This is a genomic window from Actinomadura sp. 7K534, assembly GCF_004348575.1.
GTDB lineage: Bacteria > Actinomycetota > Actinomycetes > Streptosporangiales > Streptosporangiaceae > Spirillospora > Spirillospora livida.
Window position 1 is genome coordinate 21,657 of the sequence record NZ_SMKB01000025.1, and the last position, 12,559, is coordinate 34,215.

At 71.7% G+C, this 12,559-nt stretch carries 10 protein-coding genes; 5 read left to right on the forward strand and 5 right to left on the reverse strand.

All coding sequences use genetic code 11. The features are described 5' to 3' along the window. Positions 1–37: 37 nt before the first annotated feature. The 3 genes from E1266_RS08005 to tig form a co-directional block, all read right to left on the reverse strand. Positions 38–709 (reverse strand): ATP-dependent Clp protease proteolytic subunit, encoded by a 672-nt coding sequence (locus tag E1266_RS08005; RefSeq protein ID WP_243718285.1) that lies wholly within the window; start codon positions 707–709, stop codon positions 38–40. Positions 710–749: 40 nt separating this feature from the next. Continuing rightward, positions 750–1,382, reverse strand: a complete 633-nt coding sequence (locus E1266_RS08010; protein WP_132045406.1) for an ATP-dependent Clp protease proteolytic subunit — start codon at positions 1,380–1,382, stop codon at positions 750–752. Between the two features lie 281 nt (positions 1,383–1,663). Next, complete coding sequence (gene tig / locus E1266_RS08015) at positions 1,664–3,151, reverse strand: trigger factor (RefSeq protein WP_132045346.1); 1,488 nt, start codon at positions 3,149–3,151, stop codon at positions 1,664–1,666. A 320-nt stretch (positions 3,152–3,471) separates the two neighbouring features. On the opposite strand from tig, the gene E1266_RS08020 reads away from it, so the two are divergent. Beyond that, on the forward strand, positions 3,472–4,680 hold the full coding sequence (locus E1266_RS08020; protein WP_132045348.1) for a DMT family transporter: 1,209 nt from the start codon (positions 3,472–3,474) through the stop codon (positions 4,678–4,680). A 66-nt stretch (positions 4,681–4,746) separates the two neighbouring features. Here E1266_RS08020 and E1266_RS08025 read toward each other — a convergent pair whose 3' ends face one another. Further along, positions 4,747–7,275 (reverse strand): Tex family protein, encoded by a 2,529-nt coding sequence (locus E1266_RS08025; protein ID WP_243718286.1) that lies wholly within the window; start codon positions 7,273–7,275, stop codon positions 4,747–4,749. 310 nt (positions 7,276–7,585) lie between these two features. Between E1266_RS08025 and E1266_RS08030 the strand changes: the two genes are divergently transcribed. Beyond that, complete coding sequence (locus tag E1266_RS08030) at positions 7,586–8,893, forward strand: sensor domain-containing protein (RefSeq protein WP_243718283.1); 1,308 nt, start codon at positions 7,586–7,588, stop codon at positions 8,891–8,893. Continuing rightward, positions 8,845–9,489: a response regulator transcription factor gene (locus tag E1266_RS08035; protein WP_132045354.1), complete on the forward strand. Its 645-nt coding sequence runs from the start codon at positions 8,845–8,847 to the stop codon at positions 9,487–9,489. Before E1266_RS08030 ends, E1266_RS08035 begins: the two co-directional genes overlap by 49 nt. Before the next feature lie 28 nt (positions 9,490–9,517). Here E1266_RS08035 and E1266_RS08040 read toward each other — a convergent pair whose 3' ends face one another. Then, positions 9,518–9,937 carry a cupin domain-containing protein gene (locus E1266_RS08040; protein WP_132045356.1) on the reverse strand — a complete coding sequence of 140 codons (420 nt, stop codon included), beginning with the start codon at positions 9,935–9,937 and terminating at the stop codon, positions 9,518–9,520. Between the two features lie 61 nt (positions 9,938–9,998). On the opposite strand from E1266_RS08040, the gene E1266_RS08045 reads away from it, so the two are divergent. Together E1266_RS08045 and E1266_RS08050 are read left to right on the forward strand one after the other, a co-directional pair. Further along, entirely contained in the window at positions 9,999–10,466 is a 468-nt protein-coding gene (locus E1266_RS08045) for a MarR family winged helix-turn-helix transcriptional regulator (protein WP_132045358.1), read from the forward strand. 194 nt (positions 10,467–10,660) lie between these two features. Continuing rightward, on the forward strand, positions 10,661–12,499 hold the full coding sequence (locus E1266_RS08050; RefSeq protein WP_132045360.1) for a glycoside hydrolase family 18 chitinase: 1,839 nt from the start codon (positions 10,661–10,663) through the stop codon (positions 12,497–12,499). Positions 12,500–12,559: the final 60 nt, after the last annotated feature.

Consider the following 12,559-nt stretch of genomic DNA (forward strand, 5'->3'; position numbering starts at 1 on the left):
CGACCGGGCTCGGGGACTCCCTCGTCCTCGTGCCGTCTCAGGACGACACTACCTCGGCTTTGCGCTTCCTGCTGGCGAAGACATCGTCGATGAGGCCGTAGTCCTTCGCCTCGTCCGCCGTGAGGATCTTGTCGCGCTCGATGTCCCGGCGGACCTCGTCGATGCTCTTGCCGCTGTGCTCGGCGAGGATGCTCTCCAGCAGCTCGCGGATCCGCATGATCTCGCGCGCCTGGATCTCTATGTCGCTGGACTGGCCGTAGGTGCCCTCCGTCGCGGGCTGGTGGATCAGTATCCGCGAGTTGGGCAGCGCGGCCCGCTTGCCCGGCGTCCCGGCCGCGAGCAGCACGGCGGCGGCCGAGGCGGCCTGGCCGATGCAGACCGTCTGGATGTCGGGCTTGACGAACTGCATCGTGTCGTAGATCGCCGTCATGGCGGTGAACGAGCCGCCGGGCGAGTTGATGTAGATGCTGATGTCGCGGTCGGGGTCGATCGACTCCAGCGTGATCAGCTGGGCCATCACGTCGTTGGCCGACGCGTCGTCGATCTGCACGCCGAGGAAGATGATGCGCTCCTCGAACAGCTTGTTGTACGGGTTCATCTCCTTGACCCCGTACGTGGTGCGCTCGACGAACGACGGAATGATGTAGCGGCTCTGTGCCGGCGTCGGGGACTCGCCCCCCGGGACCAGACCGCTGAAGCCGGGTCGGATGAGGTCGCTCACTGTGTGCCTCCGATAGATGATCAGGTCGTCAGGAGACCGTGCCCTCGGAGGGCACCTGGGTGGCGCTGAGCACCACGTGGTCGACGAACCCGTAGTCCTTGGCCTCGTCGGCGGTGAACCAGCGGTCGCGGTCGGAGTCGCGCTCGATCTGCGCGAGGTCCTGGCCGGTGTGCTCGGCGATCTTCTCGGCGAGCGTCCGCTTGACGTACAGCATCTGCTCGGCCTGGATCTTGATGTCGGAGGCCGTCCCGCCGATGCCGCCGGACGGCTGGTGCATCATGATGCGCGCGTGCGGCAGGGCGTAGCGCTTGCCCTGCGTCCCGGCGCACAGCAGGAACTGCCCCATCGACGCGGCCAGCCCCATGCCGACCGTGACGATGTCGTTCGGGACGTACTGCATGATGTCGTAGATCGCCATGCCGGCGGTGACGGAGCCACCGGGCGAGTTGATGTAGAGCGTGATGTCGCGTCGGCCGTCCTCGGCGGACAGCAGCAGCAGCTCCGCGCAGATGCGGTTGGCGATGTCGTCGTCGACCTGCTGGCCGAGGAAGACGATCCGCTCGCGCAGCAGCCGCTGGAACAGCTGGTCGCCCAGAGGCAACAGGGGCGCCTCGGCGACCCGCGCCTGGATCCGCGACGACTCGTCGAAAGTCGGAGGCATGCTCACCGGTGTTCCTCCGGTCCTTTTAATCGGTTCGGATGCTTGGACATTAACGCGCGTACGGGGCCGCTTAAGCCGTGGGGGCCGCCTTTTCGCCAGGGGCGTACCCGCGCGCCGCCGGACGGTCCGGACAGGACGGACACTCCCGGCGCTCCCCGCCGGCGCGGCACCGCCCCCGGGTCCCTCTCCCCATCCCCCGGTTCACGCCGCCCAAAGGACGGCCCCGCACCCGGTTTCCGGGTGCGGGGCCGTTCGATGCCTCAGGGAACGTCCAGGGCGGCTCAGGAGTCCTTGTCCTGCGCGTCCTCGGGGTCCTTCGCCTCGGCGGCCGGGGCCTCCGCAGCGGCGTCCTCAGCGTCCTCGGACTTCTCGGACTTCTCGGCCGCCGGCTCGCCGGCGTCCTCCCCGGCGGCCTCCTCGGCCTGGACGGTCTCGCCCGTCTCGCCGTTCAGCTCGCGCTGCAGGGCGTCGACGTCGATCTCGTTGCCCGACTCGTCCTTCACGGTGACGTGCTCGACGACGAGGTTCAGCGCCTTGTTGCGCAGCACCTCCGAGACGATCGCCGGGAGCTGGTTGTTCTGGGTGAGGTACTCGGCGAGCTGCTGCGGCTGCACGCCCATCTGCATCGCCTGGGTGACGACGTACTCGCTGAGCTCCTCGTTCTCGACGTTGAGCTCCTCCTGGACGGCGAGCTGGTCGAGGACGAACCCGCCCTTGACCGCGAGCCGGGCGGCGTCGGCGACCTCGGTGTCGAACTCCTCCTCGGTCTTCTCCTCGCCGGAGAGGTAGTCCTCCTTGGTCATGCCGGCCATCTGCAGCTGCTGCTCCAGCTGCTGGTTGCGGCGGCCGACCTCCTCCTCCACGATCTTCTCGGGGAGCGGGATGTCGACCTTCTCCAGCAGCGCCTCGAGGGCCTTGTCGCGCGCCTCGGACAGCTGCTGCATCTTGACCTGGCGCCCGAGCCGGGCGCGGACGTCGTCGCGCAGCTCGTCGATGGTGTCGAACTCGCTGGCGAGCTGGGCGAACTCGTCGTCCAGCTCGGGCAGGTTCTTCACCTTGACGCTCTGCACGGTGACGGTGATCTCGGCCTCCTCGCCGGCGCGCTCGCCGCCGACCAGGGTGCCGGTGAACGTCTTCTCCTCCTCGGCGGAGAGGCCGACGAGCGCCTCGTCCAGGCCCTCGATGGCCGACTTGCTGCCGACCTCGTAGGAGTAGCCGCTGGTGGAGGCGTCCTCGATCTCCTCGCCGTCGATCTTGGCGACGAGGTCGATGGTGACGAAGTCGCCCTCCTCGGCGGCGCGCTCGGCGTTGGTGAGGGACGCGAACCGCTCGCGCAGGTTGCCGATCGTCTCGTCGACCTGCTCGTCGGTGACCTCGGCGTCGTCCACCACGACCTCGAGGCCGTCGTAGTCGGGCACCTCGAACTTCGGCCGGATGTCGACCTCGGCGGTGAACGCGAACTGGGTGCCGTCGTCCAGCTCGGTCACCTCGACGTCGGGCTGCCCGAGGACGAAGAGCTCGGACTCCTCGACGGCGCGGCCGTACAGCTCGGGAAGCGCGTCGTTGACGGCCTCCTGCAGGACCGCACCCCGGCCGACGTACTTGTCGATCAGCGGTGCCGGGACCTTGCCGGGCCGGAAGCCCTTGATCCGCACCTGCTGCGAGATCTCCTTGTACGCCTTGTCGAGGTTCGGCTTGAGCTCGTCGAACGGAACCTCGACGGTGAGCTTGACCCGCGTGGGGGTGAGCTCCTCGACATCGGTCTTCACTGGGGTAGGTCTCCTTGATCGGGCGCTGTCTCGGCCGCGGCGTTCGACGCGTGCTGCCTTCTTGCCTGCGAGCTTGCCTGCGAGCCCCTCGGCCTGCACGCCTACGGACCTGTTACCCGGTCCGTCTGCGTCGTCTCTCAGCCGGTCAGTCTCTCAGCGGCACGGGCACGCCGAATACGGCTCCGCGCCTTCGCGCGGCCAAGTCTATGGGGTAGCGGCGCGGGGTGCGGACATCGGACGCCCACAAGACCGGCCAATCCGTGTCAACGATCCCGTACAGGCAGTGACATAAGTGATCGGAACCCCCATACTCGTCCGGGATGAACGGGATAGCTGCGGCCTTCAGTGCGACCGGTCTCTACTACCTCGGGTTCGCCGTCTTCAAGCTCGCGGCGGACCGGATGGCCCCTATCCGGGGGAACCGCATCCTGCACATGACCTGGACGATCGTCACCAACTGGGTCTTCCTGGCGGCGCTCGCGTTCGTGCTCTCGGGGCTCGGCCTGCAGATCCTGGCGCTCAGCAGGCTGCCGCTCTCCACCGCGGTGCCGATCTTCATGTCCGGCATGGTCCCGCTGCTGCTCATCGCACTGGCGTTCTTCGGAGAGCGGCTCACGCCGCGTGAGTGGCTGAGCCTGGTCCTGATCGGCGGGGCGATCCTGCTGCTCACCGCCTCCGTCGGCGGGGACGAGCCGATCGCCTCGGCGGGCGCGCCGCTCTGGAAGGTCGCCGTGGTGGTCGCCCCGGCGGTCGCGGTGCCGATCCTGATCCTGGTCCTCGGCGACTACCGGCCGGACGGCCGGCACGCCCGCCCCATCACCGGGATCGCCTACGGGCTGAGCTCGGGCTTCCCGGTCGGCACCGCCGAGCTGGCGATCAAGGGGTGGAGCGACCACGCGGACGCCGCCGGCCTGCGGATCGCGCTGACGCCGTGGCCCTACCTCACCGTGCTCGCGGCGGCCATCGGGTTCGGGATCATGGTGATGGCGTTCCAGCGCTGCCGCGTGTCGATCGTGGCGACCGTGATGACGGTCACCGCCAAGACGTACCTGCTGACGATGGGCACCTTCATGTACGGCGAGGCGTGGCCGCAGGACGGGACGTACTCCGCGATGCGGCTGGGGGCCCTGACGCTGGGCGCGATCGCGGTCCTGCAGTTCCCGCAGCACCGGCCGGTCGCGGAGGCGCCGCGCGACTCCGCCGGCGAGGACGCCGCGTCCGCGCGCGACCCCTTCGGCGATCCGGGGCTGGGCGGCCCGGCCCTCGGCGGGCCGCAGTTCAGCCGTCCCGAGCAGGGCCGGTACGCGTCTCCGCACCAGCAGGCGACCGAGCAGCAGATACCGGAGCAGCAGGTGCCGGAGCAGCAGGTGCCGCCGCAGCGTTCGCCGTACGCGCAGGATCCGCTCGGCCGGGGCCCGTACGACCGGCAGGAGTCGGCGGCGTGGCCGCGGCCGCCACGCCGCCCCGTCCGTCCGGAGCCGCCCACGGAGTCCGGCGCGGACGGACGCTGGCGCGGCTTCAGCGACTGACCTCCGGGGCCCGGCGGGCCGGCCCCGGCCTTGCCGCACGCAAGACCGGGACCGGGCGCGCGGACCTCAGCGCTTGCCGCCGCCCTTGCCCGGGAGGCCCTTGTCGAGACCGGCGCGGCGGAGGGCGTCGGCCATCGCGCCGCCGCCGGAGGCCCCGCCGCCGCCCTGACCGCCGCGGCCGCCTCGTCCCTGCTCGCCTCGTCCCTGCTGCTCGCCTCGTCCCTGCTCGCCTCGTCCCTGGCCGCCTCTTGCCTGCCCGCCTCTGGCCTGGCCGCCACCGCCCTGGCCGCCACCGCCCTGGCCACCGCGCGCCCCGCCCTGACCGCCGCGGCCGCCGCCCTGACCGCCGGGACGGTTCGGGCGGTCGCCGCGGTCACGCTGCTCCCCGCGCCTGCCCCCGCCCTGCCGGCCTCCGCCCTGCCGGTCGCGGCCGGGCTCGTCGTCCAGGCGGAGCGTGAGGGAGATGCGCTTGCGCTGGAGGTCGACGTCCAGGACCTTCACGCGGACGATGTCGCCGGGCTTGGCGACGTCGCGCGGGTCCGACACGAACTTGTCCGACATCGCGGAGATGTGGACCAGCCCGTCCTGGTGGACGCCCACGTCCACGAAGGCGCCGAACGCGGCGACGTTGGTGACGACGCCCTCCAGGATCATGCCGGGTTCGAGGTCGGCGAGCTTGTCGACGCCCTCCTTGAAGGTGGCGGTCTTGAACGCCGGGCGCGGGTCGCGGCCGGGCTTCTCCAGCTCGGCGAGGATGTCGGTGACGGTCGGCAGCCCGAACGTGTCGTCGACGAACTCCGCCGGCTTCAGCGAGCGCAGGGCGGCCGTGTTGCCGATGAGCGCCTTGATGTCCTCGCCCGCGGTGTCCAGGATCCGGCGCACGACGGGGTACGCCTCCGGGTGCACGCTGGACGCGTCGAGCGGGTCGTCCCCGCCGGGGATGCGCAGGAAGCCCGCGCACTGCTCGAACGCCTTGGGGCCGAGCCGCGGGACGTCCTTCAGCCCGCGGCGGGTCCGGAACGGCCCGTTGGCGTCGCGGTGGGCGACGATGTTCTCCGCGAGCCCCTCGCCGATGCCCGACACGCGGGTGAGCAGCGGCGCGGACGCGGTGTTGACGTCGACGCCGACGGCGTTCACGCAGTCCTCGACGACGGCGTCGAGCGAGCGGGACAGCTTCACCTCGGAGATGTCGTGCTGGTACTGCCCGACGCCGATCGACTTCGGGTCGATCTTGACCAGCTCGGCGAGCGGGTCCTGGAGGCGGCGGGCGATGGACACGGCGCCGCGGAGCGAGACGTCCATGCCGGGGAGCTCGCGCCCGGCGTACTCGGAGGCCGAGTACACCGACGCGCCCGCCTCCGACACCATGATCTTGGTGAGCTTCAGGTCGGGGTGCCGGGCGATCAGGTCGGCGGCGAGCTTGTCGGTCTCCCGGGACGCGGTGCCGTTGCCGATGGAGACCAGGTCGACCTTGTGCTCGCGGGCCAGGCGCGCGAGCGTCTCGATCGACTCGTCCCACTTCCGGCGGGGCTCGTGGGGGTAGATGGTGTCGGTGGCGACGACCTTGCCGGTGGCGTCCACGACGGCGACCTTGACGCCGGTGCGCAGGCCGGGGTCCAGGCCCATCGTGGCGCGGGTCCCGGCCGGGGCGGCGAGCAGCAGGTCGCGCAGGTTCGCGGCGAACACGCGGACCGCCTCGTCCTCGGCCTCCTGGCGGAGCCGGGTGCGCATGTCGATGCCGAGGTGGACGAGGATGCGGGTCCGCCACGCCCAGCGGACGGCGTCCGACAGCCACTTGTCGGCGGGGCGGCCCTGGTCGGCGATCTGGAACCGGCGGGCGATCTCCGCCTCGTACGAGCTGCGGGCGCCCTCTTCCGGGGCCTCCTCTGGCTCCAGGTCGAGGTCGAGGACCTCTTCCTTCTCGCCGCGGAACAGCGCGAGGACGCGGTGCGAGGGCAGCTTCGTGAACGGCTCGGCGAACTCGAAGTAGTCGGCGAACTTCGCGCCCGCCTCCTGCTTGCCGTCCCGGACGCGGGACACGACCCGGCCCCGGCTCCACATGCGTTCGCGCAGCGCGCCGATGAGGTCGGCGTCCTCGGCGAAGCGCTCGACGAGGACGGCCCGCGCGCCCTCCAGCGCCGCGGCCGCGTCGGCGACGCCCTTGTCCGCGTCCACGTAGTCGCCGGCGGCGGCCTGCGGGTCGTGGGACGGGTCGCCCAGCAGCAGTTCGGCGAGCGGTTCGAGACCGGCCTCGCGGGCGATCTGCGCCTTGGTGCGCCGCTTCGGCTTGTACGGGAGGTAGATGTCCTCCAGCCGCGCCTTGGAGTCGGCCTCGGTGATCCGGGCCCGCAGCTCGTCGGTGAGCTTGCCCTGCGACTCGATCGACTCCAGGATGGCGGCGCGCCGCTCGTCCAGTTCGCGCAGGTAGCGCAGCCGCTCCTCCAGCGCGCGGAGCTGCGCGTCGTCGAGGGTGCCGGTCGCCTCCTTGCGGTAGCGGGCGATGAACGGGACGGTGGCCCCGCCGTCGAGCAGGTCCACCGCGACCCGCACCTGCCCCTCGCCGACGCCGATCTCCTCGGCGATGCGCTGGGTGATGGGCCGGACCCCGGGCTGGGAGCCCTGCTGGCCGGTGGACGTCTGGCTGGTGGTCGCTGTCACAGCTTGGATTCGCTTTCTCCCCTGGATGTCAGCGTGCATTGTCCAGGGAACGGGCCTTCGTTGTCTTGTCGGCGGGGCATGACGGCCCGGTCGGGCACCCCGCCGGTTCCCCGCAGAGGGTAGAGCCAACTCCCCCATGATCCGCCCCGATCGGGGACTTTCCCCTACTGGGCGGCCCGGGGTCCGGCGACACAATGGGCACAGCGGGACCGCGCGGCGGGTCTCCCGGAGGAACCCTGGAGGACTGGTGGACGACGGCAAGCCATTCATCGGCCGGACGGGCGGGCTCGCCCGGGGAGTGGTCGCCAACGTCCTCCGGGGAGTGGCCCAGATCGTCCTCGCGTACGCGCTGAACCTGCCGCTGTTCATCCTCGCCGTGCTGTCGATCGCCTTCGTCCCGCTGGGCGTCGGGGTGGTGCTGGCGCCGGCGGTGCTGCTGGCGATCCGCGCGGTGGCGAACCTGCAGCGCGACCTGGCCGCGAATTGGCACGGCGTGCGGATACCGGTGCCGTACCGGCCGGAACCAGCCGGTACGTCCGGCCCGGTCGCGCGCTTCAGATGGGTGCTGGGCGACCCGGCGACGTGGCGGGACCTGCTGTGGTCGCTGCTGAACGTGCCGGTCGCGCTCGTCCTCGGAGTGCTGGCGGCGGGCCTGACCGTGTACGGGCTGGAGGGCATGTTCGCGGCGTGGTGGATCGCGCTGCTGACCGACTACGGCTGGGGCCCGTTCTGGCTGATCACCGACTACGGCGCGGCGGGCATCGCGGGGACGATCGTCCTCGCCGCCGCGATGACGGCGGCGTCCGTCCCGCTGGGCGGGGCGTTCCTGAAGGCGCACGCGCTGTTCTGCCGGTCGCTGCTGTCGCCGACGCAGGCCGCGCTGACCGAGCGCGTCCAGCGGCTCACCGAGACGCGCGCGGAGACCGTGGACGCCTCCGCCGCCGAGCTGCGCCGCATCGAGCGGGACCTGCACGACGGAGCGCAGGCCCGGCTCGTCTCGCTGAGCATGAGCATCGGGCTCGCCGAGGAGATGATGAAGCACGACCCGGAGACCGCGCAGCAGCTGCTCGCCGAGGCCCGCGCCGCCAGCGGCACCGCGCTGACCGAGCTGCGCGACCTGGTCCGCGGCATCCATCCGCCGGTGCTGGCCGAGCGCGGCCTGGACGGGGCCGTCCGGGCGCTGGCGCTCTCGCTGCCGCTGCCGGTGGACGTCGAGATCGGGGTGCCGGGACGCCTCGACGCGCCCGTCGAGTCGGCCGGGTACTTCGCGGTGGCGGAGATGCTCGCCAACACCGTGAAACACTCGGGTGCGCGGCGGGCCTGGATCCAGGTCGAGCACTCCGGCGGCCGGCTGCTTATGATCATCGGAGACGACGGGACGGGCGGCGCGGACCCCGCGCGGGGTTCGGGCATGCGCGGCATCGAGCGGAGGCTGGCGGCCTTCGACGGGACGATGGCCGTGACCAGCCCGCCCGGCGGACCCACCATCGTGACCATGGAGCTGCCGTGCGCGTTGTCATCGCCGAAGACCTCGCCCTCCTCCGGGACGGACTGATCCGCCTGCTCGGCGCGTTCGGCTTCGAGGTCGTCGAGGCCGTCGACAACGGGCCCTCGCTGCTGCGGGCGCTGACCGCGCACCGCCCGGACGTCGCGGTGGTGGACGTGCGGCTCCCGCCGACGTTCACCGACGAGGGCCTGAAGGCCGCGCTGGAGGCCCGCCGGGAGATCCCCGGGCTGCCGGTGCTGGTGCTGTCGCAGCACGTGGAGCAGCTGTACGCGCGGGAGCTGCTGTCCGACAGCCGCGGCGGCATCGGCTACCTGCTGAAGGACCGGGTGTCGGACGTCCAGGTCTTCGTGGAGGCGGTGCGCCGGGTCGCGGACGGCGGCACGGCCCTCGACCCGGACGTGGTCTCGCAGCTGCTGACCCGGCACACCCGCGAGGAGCCGCTGCAGGGGCTGACCCCCCGCGAGCGGGAGGTGCTCGGCCTGATGGCCGAGGGCCGGTCGAACGCGGCGATCGCCGCGAAGATGTTCGTCACCGAGAAGGCGGTCAGCAAGCACACCAACAGCATCTTCGGGAAGCTCGGGCTGCCGCCGTCCGAGGACGACAACCGGCGCGTGCTCGCCGTCCTCGCCTACCTGGGCGCCTGACGGCCTGCGGCCGGGCCTGACGGCGCGGTCACCGGGCCCAGGGCGGGACGAGGCGCTCGTCGCCCTGCGGGGCGATCTCGCACTTGTCCTCGTCGACGACGGCGTCGGGGTCGTAGGCGAGGCAGCCCGCGTGGGCGGCGACGACGGCGGTGAACCCGGTGCCGGGCGGCGCGGTCAGCCGGCGCGGCGCGTCGGCGGGCAGGACGACGGTGTCGCCGGCGGCGGCCTCCAGCCTCCGCCCGTCCAGGTCGATCGTGGCGGTGCCGTGCAGGAACGTCCAGACCTGCTCGGTGTCGAAGGCGTGCAGCGGGCCGGTCCTGCCCGGCGCCATGTCGACGCGCCAGACGGCGAGGCCGTCGGTGCCGCCCTGGGTGGGCGTCGCGAAGGTGGTCATGGTGCCGTTGGGCGTCTCGGTGCGGCGGCTTTCGGCGTCGCGGATGAGCGTCATGAGCCCCGATCCCCTAACTTGGACAATGTGGTTGTCCATATAGTCAATGAGGTTGTCTTTCATGTCAAGCGACGCCCCCGGCTTCGAGCTGCCGCTGCGGCTCTTCCTCGCCTTCCGCGTGATCATCGATGAGCTGCACGCGGAGCTGGCCGCGCAGGGCCATCCCGACCTGCGGCCGACGCACGGCTTCGTCCTCCAGGCCGTCGGCCCCGGCACGACGGCCGTGGAGCTCGGCCGGTCGCTCGGGGTGACCAAGCAGGCGGCGGGCAAGATGGTCGAGTCGCTGGAGCGGATGGGCTACGTGGAGCGCACCGCCGATCCGGCCGACGCCCGCCGCAAGATCGTGCGGCTGACGGCCAGGGGCGCGGACTGCCTGGACCGCTCCGCGCGGATCTTCGAGCGGATCCGGGCCGACTGGGTGCGGCGGCTGGGCGCGGACCGCGTCCGGGCGATGGAGCACGATCTCCGCGAGGTCACCCCCGGCGAGCTGTGGCGGCTGGACGTCCCCGGCTGGTTCGGGACGCCCTGAAGATTCTTTCCGGAGGGTCCGCCCGTACGTGTGCAGGCAGCCGCTTAGACCACCCGTTCCGGGCGTCGCCGGGACGTCCGGCACCCCTTGAACGCACCGTTCCACCCGGTTACCATCTGGCCAATTCTTAGGAAACTTTCCTAAGAATAGTGCGGGGATTCCTGTTTGCCCGGGGGCCGAACGAACGGAGAATCATGTCAAGACCGGGCGGACGGCGGGCCATCGGGCTCGCCGGCGCGACGACGCTGGCGGTCGCCACCGCCCTGCTGACGGCGCCCCCTGCGTCGTCGGCCGGGACGGTCACCGCCTCCTGTACCAAGACCCAGGACTGGGGCACCGGCTTCGAGGGCTCGTGCACGGTCACCAACGGCACGGACGCGGCCCTGAACGGCTGGACCGTCGAGGTGGACCTGCCGTCCGGCACGGCCATCACGACCGCGTGGAACGCCACAAGGACCGTCTCGGGCGACCACTACACGTTCACCAACCCGGGCTGGAACGCGACACTCGCCGCCGGTGCCAGCACCAGCTTCGGGTTCAACGGGTTTGGCCCCGGCTGGCTGACCGGCTGCACGGTCAACGGCGCCGCCTGCGACGGGTCCGGCGGCCCCGGCGGCCCCGGTGACGACGAGGAGGCCCCGGCCGCCCCGTCCGGCCTCCGCTCCACGGGCAAGACCGCCACCAGCGTCTCGCTGGCGTGGAACGCCGCAACCGACAACGTCGGCGTGACCGGGTACGACGTCTACAACGGCGCGGCGAAGGCCGCCTCGGTGACCGGCACCGGCGCGACCGTGGGCGGCCTGTCGGCCGGGACCGCCTACACGTTCACCGTCCGGGCCCGGGACGCGGCCGGGAACACCTCCCCCGCGTCCGGCGCCGTCTCGGTCACCACCAGCGAGGGCGGCGACCCCGGGAACGCCGGCGGCAAGGTCATCGGGTACTTCGCCGAGTGGGGCGTCTACCAGCGCAACTACCACGTCAAGAACATCGAGACGAGCGGCTCCGCCGACAGGCTCACCCACATCAACTACGCGTTCGGCAACGTCCAGGGCGGCAAGTGCACCATCGGCGACGCCTACGCGGCGACCGACAAGGCGTACACCGCGGCGGACAGCGTCGACGGCGTCGCCGACACCTGGGACCAGCCGCTGCGCGGCAACTTCAACCAGCTCCGCAAGCTGAAGCAGATGCACCCGGGCCTGAAGGTCGTCTGGTCGTTCGGCGGCTGGACGTGGTCCGGCGGGTTCGGGCAGGCCGCGCAGAACCCGGCCGCGTTCGCCGAGTCCTGCTACAACCTGGTCGAGGACCCGCGCTGGGCGGACGTGTTCGACGGCATCGACATCGACTGGGAGTACCCGAACGCGTGCGGCCTCAGCTGCGACAGCAGCGGCCCGGACGCGCTGGGGAACCTGCTGTCGGCGCTGCGGTCCCGGTTCGGCTCCGGCAACCTCGTGACCGCCGCGATCACCGCCGACGCCAGCCCCGGCGGGAAGATGGACGCGACCGACTACGCGGGCGCCGCCCGGCACGCCGACTGGTTCATGCCGATGACCTACGACTACTTCGGCGCATGGGCCGCCCAGGGGCCGACGGCACCGCACTCGCCGCTCACGTCCTACCCGGGCATCCCGCAGCAGGGCTTCAACTCGGCCGAGACCATCGCCAAGCTGAAGGCCAAGGGCGTCCCGGCGAGCAAGCTGCTGCTCGGCATCGGCTTCTACGGCCGCGGCTGGACGGGCGTCACCCAGTCCGAACCGGGCGGAACCGCGACGGGCGCCGCACCCGGCACCTACGAGGCCGGCATCGAGGACTACAAGGTCCTCAAGAGCCGGTGTCCCGCGACCGGCACCGTCGCCGGCACCGCCTACGCCAAGTGCGGCAGCCAGTGGTGGAGCTACGACACGCCGTCCACCATCGGCGGGAAGATGGCCTACGCCCAGGACGAGGGGCTGGCCGGCGCCTTCTTCTGGGAGCTCAGCGGAGACACGCCGAACGGTGAGCTGATCACCGCCATCGAGAACGGTCTCGGCTGACCGTTCGCAGAAGGGGGCCCTCCCGGCTTCCTGCGGCAGCCGAGCCATCGGGCCCCTGAC

Excerpts from the sequence above, each read along its gene's own strand:
- E1266_RS08010 (WP_132045406.1), bottom strand. The coding sequence starts at position 1,382 with ATGCCTCCGACTTTCGACGAGTCGTCGCGGATCCAGGCGCGGGTCGCC.
- E1266_RS08050 (WP_132045360.1), top strand. The coding sequence starts at position 10,661 with ATGTCAAGACCGGGCGGACGGCGGGCCATCGGGCTCGCCGGCGCGACG.
- E1266_RS08045 (WP_132045358.1), top strand. The coding sequence starts at position 9,999 with ATGTCAAGCGACGCCCCCGGCTTCGAGCTGCCGCTGCGGCTCTTCCTC.
- E1266_RS08020 (WP_132045348.1), top strand. The coding sequence starts at position 3,472 with ATGAACGGGATAGCTGCGGCCTTCAGTGCGACCGGTCTCTACTACCTC.
- E1266_RS08040 (WP_132045356.1), bottom strand. The coding sequence starts at position 9,937 with ATGACGCTCATCCGCGACGCCGAAAGCCGCCGCACCGAGACGCCCAAC.